This is a genomic window from Marinobacter sp. LA51 (assembly GCF_030297175.1).
GTDB lineage: Bacteria > Pseudomonadota > Gammaproteobacteria > Pseudomonadales > Oleiphilaceae > Marinobacter > Marinobacter apostichopi.
The window spans coordinates 93740-111093 of the sequence record NZ_AP028070.1 but is presented as its reverse complement, the minus strand read 5'-3'; the positions used below and the strand labels follow the sequence as shown (position 1 = coordinate 111093).

The window sequence follows — 17354 nt, the reverse complement described above, 5'->3', positions numbered from 1 at the left end:
CCGACATCCCATTCAGGCCCAAAAAAACCCGGAGAGCCAAGCGGCGGTCCGGGTTTTTTGGTCGATCCGGCTAAAGCCGGATCTGGATCCTTAAGACGCTTACTTCACAGAAGCACGGGCGTCGGCAAGGATCTGGTTCAGCGTGGCGCTGGGCTGCATAACTTCGCAGACCCGCTCGGTCGGCGGGTGGTAGTAACCACCGATGTCGGCCGGATTACCCTGAACGTCGGTCATCTCCTGCAGGATCTTGTCCTTGTTCTCTTCCAGCTGCTTGGACAACTTGGCGAAGAACTCCTTCAGATCCTTGTCGCTGTCCTGGTTGGACAGCTCTTCCGCCCAGTAACGGGCCAGGTGGAAGTGGGAGCCGCGGTTATCGAGCTCACCGGTCACGCGGGACGGTGACTGGTTGTTCTCGAGCAGGCGCTCGGTGGCCTTGTCCAGGGTCTGACCCAGCAGACGGGCGCGCTCGTTGCTCTGCTTCTCACCCAGTTCGTCCAGGGACACCGCCGTCGCCAGGAATTCACCCAGGGAATCCCAGCGCAGGTGGTTTTCCTGAATCAGCTGCTGTACGTGCTTGGGCGCGGAACCGCCAGCACCAGTCTCGTAAAGACCACCGCCGTTCAGCAGCGGCACGATGGACAGCATCTTGGCGCTGGTACCCAGCTCCAGGATCGGGAACAGGTCGGTCAGGTAATCACGCAGCACGTTACCGGTCACCGAGATGGTGTCGAGACCGCGAATCAGGCGCTCCATGGTCCAGCGGATGGCACGGACCGGCGACAGGATGTGGATTTCCAGTCCTTCGGTGTCGTGATCCTTCAGGAAGGTCTCAACCTTCTTGATCAGCTCGGCGTCGTGGGCGCGCTCGTCATCCAGCCAGAATACCGCCGGCATGCCAGTGGCACGGGCGCGGCTGACCGCCAGCTTGACCCAGTCGCGGATCGGCAGGTCCTTGGTCTGGCACGCGCGCCAGATATCGCCTTCCTCAACGTTGTGCTCGGTCAACACGGTGCCGTCTTCGGCAATTACACGAACAACACCCTGTTCCTTGATTTCGTAAGTCTTGTCGTGGGAACCGTATTCTTCGGCTTTCTGCGCCATCAGACCAACGTTCGGTACCGTACCCATGGTGGTGGGATCAAAGGCGCCGTGGGTCTTACAGAAGTTGATCACTTCCTGGTAGATGGTGGCGTAGGTGGACTCCGGCATGACCGCCTTGGTGTCCTTGAGCTTGTTATCACGCGCCCACATCTTGCCGGAGTTACGGATCATCGCCGGCATGGAAGCGTCAACGATAACGTCGCTCGGTACGTGCAGGTTGGTGATGCCCTTGACCGAATCAACCATGGCGATTTCCGGACGGTGCTCGTAGCACGCGTGCAGGTCTTCCTGGATTTCTTCCTGCTTGGACTCAGGCAGCTGCTTGATCTTCTCGACCACGCTGGACAGGCCGTTGTTCGGGTTCACGCCAATCTCATCGAACAGCTGGCCGTGCTTGTCGAACAGGTCCTTGTAGAACACCTTCACCGCGTGACCGAACACGATCGGGTGAGAGATCTTCATCATGGTGGCTTTCACGTGCAGGGAGAACATCACGCCAGTGTCTTCGCAATCTTTGATCGCATCTTCGAAGAACTTCACCAGCGCGGTCTTGCTCATGAACATGCCGTCCAGAACTTCGCCTTCCTGCAGCGGCAGTTCGGACTTCAGTACGGTCTGTTTGCCCTGCTTGTTCTCGAACACGATGCGGGCCGTAGTGGCCTTCTCCAGGGTGACGGACTGTTCGCTGGAGTAGAAATCGCCACCGCGCATGTGCGCCACGTGAGTGCGGGAGGCCGGGCTCCAATCGCCCATGGAATGCGGGTACTTGCGGGCAAAGGCTTTGACGGCAGCCGGCGCGCGGCGATCGGAGTTACCTTCACGCAGAACCGGGTTTACGGCACTGCCCAGAACCTTCGCGTAGCGAGACTGAATCTCTTTCTCTTCATCGGTGTCCGGGTGCTCTTTGTATTCCGGTACCTTGAAGCCCTGCTCGTTCAGCTCGTTGATGGCAGCACGCAGCTGCGGGATGGAGGCTGAGATGTTCGGCAGTTTGATGATGTTGGCGTCTGGGTCCTTGGTGTACTCGCCCAGCTCCGCCAATGCATCCGGAACCCGCTGACCTTCTTCGAGGAAGTCCGGGAAATTCGCCAGAATACGCGCCGCGAGGGAAATGTCGCTGGTTTCAAATTCGATACCAGCCGGCTTGGCGTAGGTTTCCAGGATAGGAAGAAGTGACCGTGTTGCGAGGGCAGGTGCCTCATCGGTCAGGGTATAGACAATCTTGGCTTTGGATGATGTCATTTTCGTCCTCAGGCTAATGGGTGGGTTCAGGACGGTCATGGCTAGGTCTGGCGTCTTGTGAACGGCTTACCCAAGCAATGACTGATTAGGAACTTTTGATAGACCTACTAAGATACCATTTTTTAACAAATTGGGGTTACGATCTTAGTATAAGAACGGAGTAAAAGTTCGCTAATTCCCGTTACAGGACGATGAAATGCCTCGAATTTACGAAACTTTCGTACATTCGTGATTTCAATTCAGGCGTGTCGCGGCGAAATTATTGGCCTCCAAAACCCGCTCAAGCACATCCTTGTGGCGCTTGAGCTCCGCCATCCATGGCTCCGCACAGTTTTGGAGACCAATAATCCCGCCGCTCGTCGAACCTTGTCGGTTTTACCCTTTCGGGAGCAGATTGGCAGCCGCTAACTTATCCCGAATGTGATCCAACGCTTCCGGGTTCGACAGCGCATCCCTGTTGTCGGCTTTGGTTGAGCCATTGATTAGGCGGGCCACTGCCAGTTCAACTTTCTTACCACTGCGGGTGTAGGGAATGTCAGCCACGTCGACGATGTGCTTGGGAACGTGCCGCGGGCTGGCGCCTTCGCGAATACCGGTGCGCAGCCGTTTCATCAGTTCCTCGGTGAGGCTCTGACCTTCCGCCGGCACCACCAGCAGCACCACTTCCACGTCGCCTTCGATCTGGCGCCCCACCACCAGGCTGTCTTTCACTTCCGCGATGGTCTCAACCTGACGGTAGATTTCCGCGGTACCGATGCGAACACCGCCCGGGTTCAGCGTGGCGTCGGAGCGGCCATAAATGATCGCGCCACCGTGTTCGGTGAATTCAATGAAATCGCCATGGGCCCAGACACCGGGGAAAGTCTCGAAGTAGGCGCCGCGGTAGCGGGCGCCGTCGGAGTCGTTCCAAAAGCTGACCGGCATGGAGGGCAGGGGCTGGCGACAGACCAGTTCACCCCGGCCATCGGTAACCGGCTGGCCATCGTCGCCGTAGGCAACCGCATCAACACCCAGGAACCGGCACTGGATTTCACCTCGGCGCACTGACAGCAAAGGTGTGGCACCCACAAAGCAACCGCAAATGTCGGTGCCGCCGGCAATGGAGCCCAGCAACACACCGGGCGCGCCATCTTCGTAAACCCAGTCGTAGTCTTCCGGCAGCAATGGTGAGCCGGTGGAGAACAGTACTCTCAGGTCTTTCAGGTCCAGATCCCGGGCCGGGGTCAGACCGGCTTTGCGGCAACCCGCCAGGAAGCGGGCGCTGGTGCCGAAGTGGGTGACTTTTTCAGTGGCCACGGTTTCCCACAGGGAATTCAGGCTGGGGTAGCCGGGTGAGCCATCGACCGTGATCACAGCAGCACCGGTCAGCAGCGCGGACGCCTGCCAGTTCCACATCATCCAGCCGCAGGTGGTGAAGTACAGGAACCGGTCTTCCGGCCCGACATCGCCTTGCAGCATCAGCTCCTTGGCGTGGTTGACCAGCAAGCCGGCACTGCCGTGTACGATGCACTTGGGCTGGCCGGTGGTGCCGGATGAGTACAGGATATAGACCGGATGATCCGGGTCCAGCGGTGTGAATGACGGCGCCCGGCCGGCACCGGCGGCAAGGGCTTGATCCCAGGGGGTGACCAGTGGCCCGGATATCGGAGCCTGGTCCGGCAGCTGGGCCACGCTGACCACACACTTCAGGGACGGCAGGCCAGCGACCAGTTCGGAGAAATCGTCCTGGCGGGCAAACACTTTGCCGCCGTAGCCGTAGCCATTGACCGCAATCAGAGCCGTCGGCTCAATCTGGCTGAAGCGGTCTAGGATGGCGCCCACCCCAAAGTCAGGCGAGGCCGAGCTCCAGATGGCGCCCAGGCTGGTGGCTGCCAACATACCAACCATGGCCTCATAACCATTGGTGACCACACCTGCCACTCGATCGCCAGACTTAATGCCCTTCGATGTCAGGAAGGCTTCCAGCGCACCAACGTCAGCTTTCAGCTCGGCGTAGGTGCGGCGCAAAACCGGCCGGGTCTCGCAGTAGGCCACCACGGCTTCGTGGTTGGCGTGCTCACCATCTGCCAGCCGTAGCAGGTTGGCGGCAAAGTTCAGTTTCATCCCCGGAAACCACTCGGCACCCGGCATGTCACGCTTGCCCAGAACGCGCTCGGCAGGCTGATGGCTGACCAGGCCGCAGTATTCCCAGACCTTGGCCCAAAAGGTTTCCAGATCGTCGATCGACCACTGGTGCAGGGCGTGGTAATCCGCAAAGGGACCATAATCCTGGCCTTCCAGCCAGGCGATGAACTCGCCCATGCGCGAATGCCGGAGCATTGTCTCTGAAGGTGACCAGACGACCGGCGCTTGCTCTGTGTGACTCATCCGTCTCTCCTGTCTCTTATTGCATGTGCCAGCCGTGGCTAACCACGATGGATTGACCGGTCAACGCGGCTGACGGGAACGCCGCCAGATGAACGGCCAGCTCGGCAACATCTTCCACGGTGGTGAACTCACCATCCACGGTGTTTTTCAGCATTACCTTACTGATGACATCTTCCTCGGACATGCCCAGTTCTTTGGCCTGTTCGGGAATCTGCTTGTCGACCAGCGGAGTGCGAACAAAACCAGGGCAAATGATGTTACTGCGAACCCCGTGCTCCGCACCTTCTTTCGCTACGGCCCGGCACAGGCCCAGCATACCGTGCTTGGCCGCCACGTATGGCGCCTTCAACGGCGAGGCTTCCAGAGAGTGTACCGAGCCCATGTACAGCATGGTGCCGCCACCGCTGGCGTACATCTGCTTGAGGGCGGCCCGGGTCACCAGGAAGGCGCCGTCCAGGTGCACGTTCATGACCTTGCGCCAATCGGAAAACGACAGTTTGTGTACGGCATCGATGTGCTGGATGCCGGCATTGGCCAACGCAATATCCAGCCCACCCCATTTCTCGACAATGGCTGCCATACCGGCGTCCACGGCGTGCTCGTCAGTAACGTCCATGGCCAGAGCCATGGCGGTTCCGCCGGCCTGCTCAATGGCGTCCACCGCTTCCTGGGCACTTTCCAGGGTCAGGTCAGCAACCGCAACACGGGCACCTTCGCGGCCGTAGTGCTCGGCGATGGCCCGACCGATGCCACGACCGGCACCGGTGATCAGTGCAATCCGGTTTTCCAGACGCATTGGTATTTTCTCCTTAGTCATAAGCCACGCTTGGCAGCCAGGTCGCGATTTCCGGCACGACGAATACGATAGCCAGACCAATCAGCTGAATAATAATGAACGGAATAACGCCCCGGTAGATATCGGTCACATTGATCTCCGGCGGCGCTACACCCTTGATGTAGAAGAGGGCAAAGCCGACCGGCGGGGTCAGGAACGACGTCTGCAGACACATCGCAAACAGGATGGTGAACCACACCAGATCAAATCCAAGCTGCTGCACCACGGGTGCTACCAGGGGCAAGATGATCAGGGTGATTTCCACCCAATCCAGGAAGAAGCCGAGCAGAAAGACACCGAACAGGATGGCAAGAACAATGCCGTAGGGGCCGAAAGGCAATCCCAGCAGGGCGTCCTCGATGACCTGGTCACCGCCCAGCCCACGCAGTACCACAGAGAAGGCTGTTGCACCCAGGAAGATGGCAAAAATGAATGCAGCCGTGCGGGTTGTCTGCTGCATGGAGGAGTTCAGGACCTTCATGTTCAGTCGACCGGCCATTAAAGCCAGTATCAGGGCGCCCAACGCACCAACACCGGATGCCTCCGTGGGCGTTGCTATCCCGGCAAAGATGGAGCCGAGCACGCCCAGAATCAGCGCGGCCGTTGGCACAACGGCTTTTGCCACTTCCCAGACAATACTCCAGGTCACTTTTTCCGTGCCCTCAGGCACCGGCGCCATGTGCGGCTGCAGCAGGGGACGAACCATGGCGTAGGTCACGTACATGGCACCGAGCATGAGACCGGGAAAGAACGCGCCCATGAACAGATCGCCCACTGACGCTTCGGGAACCGCCAGGCGGTCGGCCATCAACACCAACATGATGGAGGGCGGAATCAGAATACCCAGGGTACCGGTGGCACAGGCGGTACCGACGGCAAAACCCTTGTCGTACTTGTTTTCCATCATCACCGGCAATGACAGCATGCCGAGCAACACAACGGACGCACCGATGATACCCGTGGTCGCTGCCAACAGTACGCCGATAACAATGACGGTAACTGCATAACCGCCGCGCACAGCTCCAAACAGCTTGACCATGCTGTTCATCAGTCGCTCCGCGACTCCGGACTGGTCAAGCATGATGCCCATGAAGATAAACATGGGCAGTGCAACAAGGGTCTCGCTGTTAACAACCTTCCATATCCTCTCAGGCACAAGCCCCATGGAGGAGGAATAATCAAACCATAGGTTTGCACCAAAATTCTCGACGGCGATGACACCGACGACTGTCCAGATAACCGCGGTGCCACCCAACACCCACGCAACCGGAAAACCGGTCATCAACAATGCCCCGAACGTCAGGAACATGCCGATCACAAAAAGGGTTTCAAGCTCCATCAGGACGCATCCTCTTTCTTATTGTCCCCGGACTCGATCCGGATTGGCTTTGGAAAACCGAACAGCAAAGCCGTTACTTTCAGCAGACGGGATAACGCAGCCAGAATCAGCAGAATAAAAGACACGGCCAGAATGCTCTTTAGAATCCAGCGGTAGGGAAGCCCGGCAGGCGCCTGGCTGGTCTCGCCCTGTTCCCAGGAACTAAAGGCGTAAGGAATCATTTCGTAAACTGCCAGCCCGAGAAACGGTAACAGCAGCAATAACAAACCAAGCAGTTCAATCCATGCCTGACCTTTGAGAGACAGGCGCTCATGGATAACATCCACCCTGACATGATCATCGGTTACCAGGGTATAGCCCAGGCCCAACAGCCAACCTGCGCCAGCCAGATGCCACTGGACTTCTTCCAGCGTCACCGACCCGGCGCCAAAGACGTAGCGACCCACCACTGCATAGATGATCACACCGGTGACCACAATCCAGAGCCAGGAAGCGCTCTTGCCGATCGCAGAAATTACACCATCCACAAACTGGCTGAGCCAGGTAGTCGGAAACTCGGTGTGATGATGAATCAATTGACCGGCGTCCGACACCGATACATGCCCATCGGGCGGTGAGCTTTTATCAGACACTGTCATACAACAGTTCCTCGTTCAGAAAGCCTGCCGTGAAACAAGGATGGCCCCGTAGGGCCATCCAGACTATATAAAAGAGCACCGGAATTGCGCCCGGTGCTCTGGGTCAGCCCCGAACCTTAAAGGTCCGCTGGAACATAGGCGCGGGTGTCCCACACCTTGTAGGTTTCCATAAACTCCTGCTGACTCTCGTAAACGCGCTTGAAGTCAGCATCCTTGGACGCTTCTTCTTCGAGCACTTCGTTGGTCACGTCTCGCAGCTTGAGCAGAACGTCGCGGGGAATCTGGTCAGCCTGAACACCCTTGCTCTGGAACTCGGCCAGAACCTTACCGTTCTTGTACTCGCCTTCGGCCAGGCCGCGGGTTGTGGCGGCGGTGCAGGAAGCTTCAACCAGTGCCTTCTGGGCATCGGTGGTCTTAGCCCACTCATCCGCGTTGATCAGCATGTACTGTGCGGTGAACTGCTGGTGCCAGCCCGGGAACAGGTTGTACTTGACTACCTGATTGAAGCCCAGAATCTGGTCGATGGCGGGCATCGAAAACTCAGTGGCATCAATCGTGCCTTTTTCCAGCGCCTGGTAGAGTTCGCCGCCGGGCATCATGGTGACGGAAGCGCCCAGTTTCTCAAGGACCTTGCCACCCAGACCTGCGAAGCGAATCTTCAAGCCTTGATAATCTTCAAGCGATTCGATGGGCTTGGAATACCAGCCGGCTGTTTCGGGCCCGATAATGCCGCAAAGCTGTGCATGCACCTTGAAGCCCTTGTTGGCGTAAGTTTCCTGCAGCATTTCATGGCCGCCACCGTAGTAATACCAGCCGATATACGCCCAGGGCTTCATGCCAAAGGGAACAGCGGCGAACAGCGGAATCGCAGGCACTTTGCCCTGATCGTAGCCGATCCAGGTGTAACCGGCTGAGACTTTGCCGTCAGAAACCGATTGCAGAATGTCGAAGGGAGGAACCAGCTTGCCTGGCTCATAAACGCGAACCTGAATGCTGCCGTCTGAAGCGGTGGTGAGATTATCGGCAACCCAGGCAGCCGGTGAACCGAGACCGGGCAGGTTGGTGGCGAAGGCAACAGGCATTTTCCATCGTAGATCGTCTGCTACCGCGGAACCCGTCGTCAGGGCAATCGCACCGGCGATCCCGGTGATGGCCTTCAAGAGTTTCATTGGCAAGTCTCCTAGCATTGTTATTTTGGCTGGCCTGCCGGGTACAAACCTAGACAGGCCTAGTCTGAGTATAGTCAGACATCGCAGGAAACAGACGGACACGGGTAATTTGGGGTCCAACGAAAGGCGTCAATCTTGTTTTCTGCGTTGTTCTGACGTCCTGCACACCGGTCTCTGCAGGCAACGTGCCAAAGGCAAATTTACTATTATTTTCAGCCAGTTAACATTCAGGAAGAGAAATTGTTCGGGATGATTTGTCCGGAAAATCGGACATATTTAGACATCAGTCGTAGGGGTTTGTACGGATGTCGGGACACATGTCCGGAAATCAGGACAGCTTCGCCAACTTCTCGTACAACACAGACCGGGAGATTCCCAGCAATTTGGCAGCGCGCGTGCGATTACCACGGCTGGCCACCAGCGCCTCTTCAATGGCCTGACCTTCAGCATCTGCCAGGGTTTGGGCCAGCGGGCGCACCGGCTGAGGGGTCAGGGAAGAGACCGGCCGGGCGCTGCTGCGGGGTAGCACCTTGAACACCGCATCGGCGTCCAGTATTCCGCCCTCTTCACCCATGGTCAGGGCCCGCTCCAGAACATTCCGCAGCTCCCGGATATTGCCCGGCCAGTCGTAGCTACCCAGGGCCGACACGCCGGCATCGGTGATCTCGCCGCGCAGCTCCAGGCCTTCACAAATTTCGCCCAACAGCGACTCACACAGCACGCCCAGATCGGCCAACCGGTCCCGCAGGGGTGGAATCGGAATTTCAAGCACATTGAGCCGGTAGTACAGATCCGAACGGAAACTGCCCTCGGCAATCATCGCTTCCAGGTTTCGGCTGGTGGCAGCGATGACTCTCACATCCACCCGCTCGATCTTGTTCGAACCGAGTGGCTCGATCTCACCCTCCTGCAGGGCACGTAGCAGCTTTGCCTGCAGCGGCAGGGGCATATCACCGACCTCATCCAGGAACAGGGTGCCGCCATTGGCGAGTTGGAACTTACCGTCCCGGGTGCGGCGATCAGCACCGGTGTAGGCGCCCGGTGCGACCCCGAAAAACTCCGCCTCCAGCAGATTATCCGGAATAGCGGCAACGTTAACCCCAACAAACGGTTTGTCGGCCCGGGCCGATACGGTGTGAATGGCCTGGGCCAACACTTCCTTACCGGTGCCGGTTTCGCCCAGCAGCAGTACCGGCATCTCGCGGCCAGCCGCCAGACGGGCCCGACGCTTGACCTCCAGGGCCGCCGGACTGGCACCAACGAAATCGCCCAGACTGTAGCGGGTGCCACGTACCTTCTTGGCCAACGCCTTGCGGGCGGCGGCCAGATCCTGATGCAGGCGCCGGTATTTGGAAACCAGGGGGGTCAGAGGCTGCAGGTCGTCATACAGTACAAACGCCACCGCACCGACGATGCGGCCGGATTCGTCATAGTACGGCAGCCGGGTCACCACCAGCTGCTGCTGGTTGTGCTCCATGATATCGAGCAGCAACGGCTTGCCCGACTCAACCACTTCGGGCATCCGGGTCTGCGGGATCAGCTGGCGTACCGGCTTGCCAATGACCCGGGCTGGATCGCCCAGACCAAGCAAATGTGAATAACTGCTGTTGATCCAGGTAATACGACTCTGACCGTCCACTGCAATGGCACCGGCGCTGGCTTCCTCGAACATTGGGAACAGCGCTTCGATCAGGTCACGGGTCAGTCCGTTTTTGTTCTTTTCAGAAAACAGCTCTGTCATGTACCGCGCACCATCACCGGCTTGAATGTCATTCATCGTGAAAAACCCCAGCATCCGGCGGCCCGGATGCAGTCAGGAAGTATATGGGCCCCCTTCGGTGGGGGCAAACTAAGCCGCTCCGCATGCAGCCGGAGCGGCCAAGAACCGGCTTAGTCCGGGATACGCAGCTGATTGTCCACAAACAGGATGCGGTCAGAATCGGCCGGATTCGGGTCAATGGCTGGCAAATTCTGCTCAGACAACGGGGTGCCGATGTCGCCACGGGGTTGAGTTCGAACCACCTGGCTCGGCGGCAGGGGCTGGCGATGCTTCAGCTTTGCCCACACCAGATCCAGAGCCTGGAAGTAGTAGTGGTGCAGCGGGACATAACGGTCGGCGAGGCCGGGAAAGCCATTCAACACATCCAGATGGTGGGCGTTCAGAATCTCGTAGTAGCGCAGGTTGCTGCGACGACCTTCAACCTTCTGGTTCAGGCCCACGTATGGCCGTGAGGTATGGTTGATGGGCAGGATGGCATCGGCCCGACCGGTCACGAACACCGCGGGTTTACGGCGCAGGTTGCCAGAGGCCCGGACCCGGGCAATACCCTTGGCAATGGCACGGGCCTGTTCGTCGGTGTCGCCATCGAGTTGACCGCCGGTCACAGCATCACGGCCTTCCGCGAGGCTGCGCAGACACAGCAGGGCATCCAGGCCATAGTCCTGCTGGCTGGAACTGGGGGAGGCGCTGACCGCCAGGTTGGTGGGTTGTCCCGCTGCTCCGTCATAAACCACATTCACCCCGGCGGTTGGCGGAATCCCGTTACTGGCGGAGAACAGCGCGGCTTCTGTGGCCGGCGCCAGCGGGGTCACCGCACCGGCGACATCGGTCGCGGCCAGGCTGAGATCACAAAGCCGGTCCTCAACCCCGGCCCGGGCATAGGCATTGGCGTAGGTCATGGAAATGCCCTGGGCCACGGCGAGGCCAAAGTGCACCGGTGCCAACAGATTTTGCTCCGGCTGAATGCCAAAGTCCTCGTTGAGAATCCGCAGCGCGTCGGTGGCACGTTCGTCCAGGGTAGCGCCGGAGACCAGGCCTTTGTTCGCCAGGGCATGACAGATGTTTTCGCCAATGCCCGGTGGGTTAAACACCGCGTTCAGGGGTGCGCTGTCGCGGACCGCCGGTGCCTGGTTGGCACAACCCTGGTACACCGCCAGCGCCGTGGTGTAGTCCAGCAGGCTGCGGCTGTGTTCGGTGATCACCGGCCCGTCACCCTGGCGAATGGTGAAGCGCCGATCCACCCGAGGGTTCACGTTTGGCTCGGACACCGCGATGCCATCGATCAGGCCCCACCAATCTTGTTCTGCGGCACGCACCGAAGCGCCGCCACCGTTGGAGACACTGGAAGCAATCACCACAGTGTTTCTCGGCTTAAGAGTGACCAGGGTTTTGCCGTTACGCAGCGGGCGGCCAAATTTTTCATTCAGCACGTAAAAACCGAAACGGATGGACTGGAGTACATGGCGACCCCAGCGCGCTTCCGGGTTGGCTTTGGAGTGGGCGTGTTTGAACGCCATCCGGTCGGGCCAGACGGCGCTGAAATCCGCTCGCGCCGAATCGGACAGGTCGGCCCGGAACTGCACCGGCCGCCCGGACTCGGTCAGGGTGCCATCCAGTTGCTGGGCGGCGTTGGTCTCCAGGTTATGGGAACCGGTGCCGGTGCCCTTGTCGGTGTAGACCACGGCACAGCCCTTTTTGAGGCCCCACTCACCGGCGGTGCCAATGGCGCCATAGACACCCCGGGACCCGGACGACGGTGCAGTGATCATGCAGGCGTTGCGCGGATCAAAACTGGCCGGTACCTGAACCATCACCGTCACGGGCACATTGCTGCCACGAACTTTCATGAAGGCACGGTATTCATCGCCGGCAATCAGACCCTCACCTTCGGCATCGACACCGGGACCGAAGAACACGCCGTAGCCACCGCCAGGCGCGGTATCCACCAGGGCCCGGTAGTTGTTGTAGATGGCCAAGCGGCGCAGTTCCGCCGGTGTCGGTGTCAGAGGATCATCGAATGCAGGCGCGGGGCCGGCCAGCCCGGATGCGCCGAGACCAGCGGTGAGCAGGTCGTCGGTGACGCCATCGAAAGAGGTCTGTTCAACGTCACCCTGAATAAATCTGGGCAAGGAATTGAACGGGAAGTCGCCTTTGGCCCAGGCACTAGAGGCAAACACGGAGGCACCGAGCACGATGCCCAGCAGGATTCGTTTCATTGTCGTTCCTTGTTTGTTGTTGTTAACGAACGGGTCATGCCCGTGGGCTCCAGCCCAACCTGGGTTATGCGTATCCTGTGCCAACCGCCCAACTCGCTGTTTTTAAGTAAAAAATTCAAAACAGCTTTGAATTTTGGTGGGGGAAAGGTGAAAACAATCCGGAAATCCGGACAACTGCAGACCGACTGGGGCTCACAAAAGCCCGGGCAGAGCCGCAAGACGGCCTGTCCGAGATTCCGGACACCGTATGGAGAATCGGACAATCGCCTGTCATTGGCAGGGAAAAAACGCCGTCCGCATCCGGCCGACAGTCAGAATCGTACTATTGAACATTGACCATTAGGGACGAGAGGGAAGCAATGATTCAGAACCAATCCAGGCTGACCCGCCGGATGCTGACCGGGCTGCTGGGCGGGCTGCTCGGAAGTGTGGCGCTATTAGCAGGCTGCTCAACCCACACCAATGCGCCCGGCACCGAGGTGGCCCTTGATGAAACCGGGTACACGGTGGAACGGGATCTGCGCTTCTCCCCCGACGGTTGGCCCCAGGCGCTTTACGCCGATCTGTACCTGCCAGAACAATCGACACCGAGACCGGTGGTATTGATGGTCCACGGCGGCGGCTGGGAGCGACGGTCTCGGGAAGACATGGACTGGATCGCCGAGGAGCTGGCCAGTCATGGCTTCGCGGTGCTGAACATCGACTACCGTTTTGCGCCTGATTTCACCTTCCCGGCTCAGCTGCATGATTTACAGGTGGCTCGGACCTGGCTGAACCAGGCCGCCGACCGATACCGCCTGGACACCTCGGCAGTCAGTGGATTTGGCTTTTCCTCCGGCGCGCATCTGGTGGCGCTGCTGGCCGTGGTTGCCAGTACCGACAGTGAACTGAACCAACCCCATGGCGGGCCGGACACAACGCTGGAAGCGGTGGCGGTGGGCGGGCTGCCTTCTGATCTGATGGCATTCGACTCGGGCCGTTTGATCCGCCAGTTCCTGGGCGGCAGTGCACAGGACATTCCGGAGACGTACCGCAAGGCGTCCCCCATCGCCCATGTTTCGCGCCAGGCGCCGCCATTCTTCCTGTTCCACGGCACCATGGATTCCTTGGTGCCGATCCGGCAGGCAGAGGCCTTCCGCGACACCCTGGCCGAACACAGCGTCGACACCGAGCTGTTCCGGATGCACCTGCGCGGCCACATCACCAGCTTTCTCACCGCCGGTGATGCCGTGGACGCGGCTATCCGTTTCCTGGCACGAAAAGGCGATAGCTAACCTGGATCAGCCCAGGCGCACGAACGGCAGCAGGCTGACCCCGGCAATCACCACGATGGCAATCACCGCCGCCAGGGTGCGGACCGGGCGCCGTCGGATCATCGACCAGATGCCCCCGGTTTCACCGGAGGCCAGACTGGCCTCATAGGCTTGTCGCTGGGTCTGCAGACGCTGGCGCTGGTAGTCGTCCAACAGCGCCCGGGCGCGGGCAGCCTCGTCGTCATCATGGACCCAGAAGCCCCCCATGCTGACGCCCCATTTGCTTGGCGGAGTCTCGTAGTAGCGAATCTCGTGGTCTTCAAACAGCGCCCGGATTTCGTCGGCCTCGTCGTCGGGCACGTGGCGCAGGTTCATCAGGTGATGGGGCATGGCAGCTCGTTAATTGGTATCGGTGGCCGGAATCCCTATATCCTAACATCAACGGATGAGACACCGAATTCACCACCGGGATACTGCATGACGGACAGCCCCCTCCGACTGCTGCTGGATTTCGATGCCCGCAGCCAGCGAGATCAGGATCAGCCACCGGCTTTCCTGCACCGCCGCGATCGCAAATTCGCCCTGACCTGCGCGGAGCAGGGCCAGGCCCCGAATGCCCGGCGCTGGCTCGAGCACATGGCGCATCTGAGCGGGCCCGGCAGCAAAGCCGGCGCCGGCCAGAAGACCCTGCGTCGCTGGCGCCGGATCAATACCGGCTTTGCCTTCGGGGGTGCGGTGTTCGGCTGCCTGACCATGCTCGGACTGCTGTTCTACGAGGGCGGCCAGCGCATCAACATCACCGTTATCCTGGCGTTCGTCGCGCTCCAACTTCTGCTTGCTCTATTCACTACCGCCCAGTCATTGGTCGGCTGGCAGCCCTGGCGCTGGCTGCTGCGTCGGCTAGCATCAGAGCGCAATTCCGAAACCACGTCCCGACTCCAGCCCATGCTGATGGCCCGGGCTGCCCACCTGGGCGGCATCAGCTTTGCAGCCACCGGCGTACTGACGCTGCTGCTGATGGTGGTGGTGCAGGACCTGGCCTTTGGCTGGAGCACCACGCTCGACACCGGCGCCAGCGGCTACCATCAACTGCTGACCGCCCTGGCTGCGCCCTGGGCGGCACTTTGGCCAGAACTCTGGCCAGCCGCAGTGCCGGATCTGGCCCTGGTGGAGGCGACTCGGTTCTTTCGGGCCGGGGCTGGCGCCGGTGCAGACACCATTGCGCCGGACCGCTGGGGCCACTGGTGGCCCTTTGTCACCATGCTATGGATTAGCTGGGTGCTGGTCCCGAGACTGCTGCTGTTCCTGGCATCAATCCTGTTGCTGCGGCACAAGGCACGCCAGCTGCTGACCAACCATCCGGGCATGCACGCGCTGCTGTACCGGATGGAAACGCCAACCCTGGATACCGGCAACCACCACAACGATGCCGCCGATCTGCCCGACACCGACACCCTCATAAGCCTGCAGCCGCTCCCCGACAGCAACCTGTTGCTGTGTTGGGCCGGCGCTGGCGACCCGGCGCTGCCGCAGACCCTGGTCGGCGAGCACACCCAACTGTTCCGGGCCGGGGGCCGGGCCAGCCTGGCTGAGGACCAGACGGCACTGGCCGACATTGCCAATCAACTGGCCGCAAGTCCGGAACCGGCGGTGGTGGTCATTACCCGGAGCTGGGAGCCACCCACCGGTGAATTGGAAGACTTTCTTGCCAGCGCCCGCGAGCTCTGGCCCACCGGAGCCCGGGTCGCACTGGTGCCCCTGAGCCTGGACAGCGAACGGGAACCAGAGCCGCACCAGCTCAGCCAATGGCTGCGCTTTGCCGATCGGCTGGACCCGGGCTTTGCCAGTGTCAGTGCGCCGCGCCTGCACTGGCGCGATCCGCACGCCGACCTGCTCCCCGAACCGGGCTTCGAGCCAGGTACAGAATCGAGGAAGCTGCCGTGACTGCCGCCCCGGTCTTTGCCGTCGTCGGCCACCCCAACAAGGGCAAATCCAGTGTAGTGGCCACCCTGTCCCAGAACGATGCCATCGCTATCGCTCTTGAGCCAGGCACCACCCGCCAGCGCCAGGCCTACCCATTGAGCGTCGACGGCCACACCCTGTATACCCTCGTGGACACTCCAGGCTTCCAGCGCCCACGCCGGGTCCTGGAATGGCTGCAGGCCCACAGCGTGTCGGCTTCCGATCATGCCCAGACCGTGCAGGCCTTTGTGACCCAGCACCAGGGCGATGGCCGGTTTACCGACGAATGCGAGCTGCTGGCGCCATTGATAGACGGCGCCGGTATTATCTACGTGGTCGATGGCTCGGTGCCCTACAGCGCCGAGCACGAGGCCGAAATGACCATCCTGCGCTGGACCGGTCGCCCCAGTCTGGCGCTGATCAACAGTATCGGAAGCGACGACTACAGTGACACCTGGCAGGCTGCGCTCGGCCAATTCTTCCAGGTCGTCCGGAAATTCGACGCCGTTCGCGCTCCTTTCGAACAACATCTCGGACTTTTACGCGCGTTCGGACAATTAGAGCCGGACTGGGAAGCTCCCCTTGAGCAGGCCACGGATTTCCTCTCAGACCAGCGCCTGAAACGCCGCAACCAGTCGGCAGCGATCATCGCCCGGGCGCTGGAAGACCTGATGGCGTATCAGGAAAAACGCACCCTGACCCAGAACCAGAGCGCCGGTACCAGTGATGACACCCTGGCCGAACAACTGCGCCAACGCTGGTACCGGCACCAACGGCAACGGGAACAAAGTCTGCGCATCGACATCGAGCACCTGTACCAGCATCAGCGCATCCAGCGCCAGGAGGCGGAACTGGAGTGGCATAACGAACACGACCTGTTCTCCGAAGACAGCCGCCGTGCCTGGTCAGTCAGCAAGCGTTACCTGGCAACCGCCGGGTTTGGGGCCGGCGCGGTCGGTGGTGCCGGGCTCGACGCCCTGACCCTGGGCCACTCCCTCGGGGCCGGGGCCTTGGTCGGAGGGCTGATCGGTGCCGCCGGTAGTTATTTCTACGGCGACCGGCTAATGCTGCCGGCCGTGCACATCGGGGCCCTGCAGGATGGCCTGCAGACCGCCACTTTCGGACCTGTACAGGACAGCCAATTCGGCTATGTTGTATTGGGTAGGGCGGTGGATCACTGGTGGCACATCAGTCAGCGCAACCACGCCGGCCGAGAGCTTCTGGATCTGGAACCAGCCGACCACCACTGGCTCGAACAGCTCGACCGGGGCAGCCGACAGGCTATTCAGCAGGTCTTCGACAAACGCCGAAAACGGCGGCCACTGGACGACCGCCAGCGACAGAAATTCATCACTGCCATCGAACAGAGCATGGCCGCCTACGACCACTGGCGGTTGAATCGGACGTAACAGGGATGTTTATACTGTTAGGCTGTTCCATCACACAATGGGG

Annotated in this window: 12 protein-coding genes; 3 read left to right on the top strand and 9 right to left on the bottom strand. The window is 60.3% G+C overall.

Translation table 11 applies throughout. The annotated features are described in order from the left end of the window. Window positions 1-99: 99 nt before the first annotated feature. The 8 genes from QUE89_RS00425 to QUE89_RS00390 all read right to left on the bottom strand — a co-directional run bounded on the left by QUE89_RS00425 (window position 100) and on the right by QUE89_RS00390 (window position 12687). A complete protein-coding gene (locus QUE89_RS00425) occupies window positions 100-2343 on the bottom strand; it encodes an NADP-dependent isocitrate dehydrogenase (RefSeq protein ID WP_286221345.1) in 2244 nt (747 codons plus the stop codon). Between the two features lie 375 nt (window positions 2344-2718). After that, a complete protein-coding gene (locus QUE89_RS00420) occupies window positions 2719-4710 on the bottom strand; it encodes an acetoacetate--CoA ligase (protein WP_286221344.1) in 1992 nt (663 codons plus the stop codon). Window positions 4711-4726: 16 nt separating this feature from the next. Further along, window positions 4727-5506 carry a 3-hydroxybutyrate dehydrogenase gene (locus QUE89_RS00415; RefSeq protein WP_286221343.1) on the bottom strand — a complete coding sequence of 260 codons (780 nt, stop codon included), beginning with the start codon at window positions 5504-5506 and terminating at the stop codon, window positions 4727-4729. A gap of 13 nt (window positions 5507-5519) precedes the next feature. Next, complete coding sequence (locus QUE89_RS00410; protein ID WP_286221342.1) at window positions 5520-6884, bottom strand: TRAP transporter large permease; 1365 nt, start codon at window positions 6882-6884, stop codon at window positions 5520-5522. Then, the gene (locus QUE89_RS00405; RefSeq protein ID WP_286221341.1) at window positions 6884-7522 is read right to left on the bottom strand and encodes a TRAP transporter small permease subunit; all 639 of its coding nucleotides are present in this window, start codon (window positions 7520-7522) and stop codon (window positions 6884-6886) included. The genes QUE89_RS00410 and QUE89_RS00405 overlap by 1 nt, the downstream gene beginning before the upstream one ends. Window positions 7523-7638: 116 nt before the next feature. Next, on the bottom strand, window positions 7639-8691 hold the full coding sequence (locus QUE89_RS00400; protein WP_286221340.1) for a TRAP transporter substrate-binding protein: 1053 nt from the start codon (window positions 8689-8691) through the stop codon (window positions 7639-7641). Window positions 8692-9019: 328 nt separating this feature from the next. Continuing rightward, on the bottom strand, window positions 9020-10468 hold the full coding sequence (locus QUE89_RS00395) for a sigma-54 interaction domain-containing protein (RefSeq protein ID WP_286221339.1): 1449 nt from the start codon (window positions 10466-10468) through the stop codon (window positions 9020-9022). 113 nt (window positions 10469-10581) lie between these two features. Beyond that, the gene (locus QUE89_RS00390) at window positions 10582-12687 is read right to left on the bottom strand and encodes a 3-hydroxybutyrate oligomer hydrolase family protein (protein WP_286221338.1); all 2106 of its coding nucleotides are present in this window, start codon (window positions 12685-12687) and stop codon (window positions 10582-10584) included. A gap of 359 nt (window positions 12688-13046) precedes the next feature. Here QUE89_RS00390 and QUE89_RS00385 point away from each other — a divergent pair, with 359 nt between their 5' ends. Next, window positions 13047-13961: an alpha/beta hydrolase gene (locus tag QUE89_RS00385; RefSeq protein ID WP_286221337.1), complete on the top strand. Its 915-nt coding sequence runs from the start codon at window positions 13047-13049 to the stop codon at window positions 13959-13961. A gap of 6 nt (window positions 13962-13967) precedes the next feature. Here QUE89_RS00385 and QUE89_RS00380 read toward each other — a convergent pair whose 3' ends face one another. Then, window positions 13968-14330, bottom strand: a complete 363-nt coding sequence (locus tag QUE89_RS00380) for a DUF6164 family protein (RefSeq protein ID WP_286221336.1) — start codon at window positions 14328-14330, stop codon at window positions 13968-13970. A gap of 87 nt (window positions 14331-14417) precedes the next feature. On the opposite strand from QUE89_RS00380, the gene QUE89_RS00375 reads away from it, so the two are divergent. Further along, on the top strand, window positions 14418-15884 hold the full coding sequence (locus tag QUE89_RS00375) for a DUF2868 domain-containing protein (RefSeq protein ID WP_286221335.1): 1467 nt from the start codon (window positions 14418-14420) through the stop codon (window positions 15882-15884). Next, window positions 15881-17311 carry a GTPase/DUF3482 domain-containing protein gene (locus QUE89_RS00370; protein ID WP_286221334.1) on the top strand — a complete coding sequence of 477 codons (1431 nt, stop codon included), beginning with the start codon at window positions 15881-15883 and terminating at the stop codon, window positions 17309-17311. Before QUE89_RS00375 ends, QUE89_RS00370 begins: the two co-directional genes overlap by 4 nt. Window positions 17312-17354: the final 43 nt, after the last annotated feature.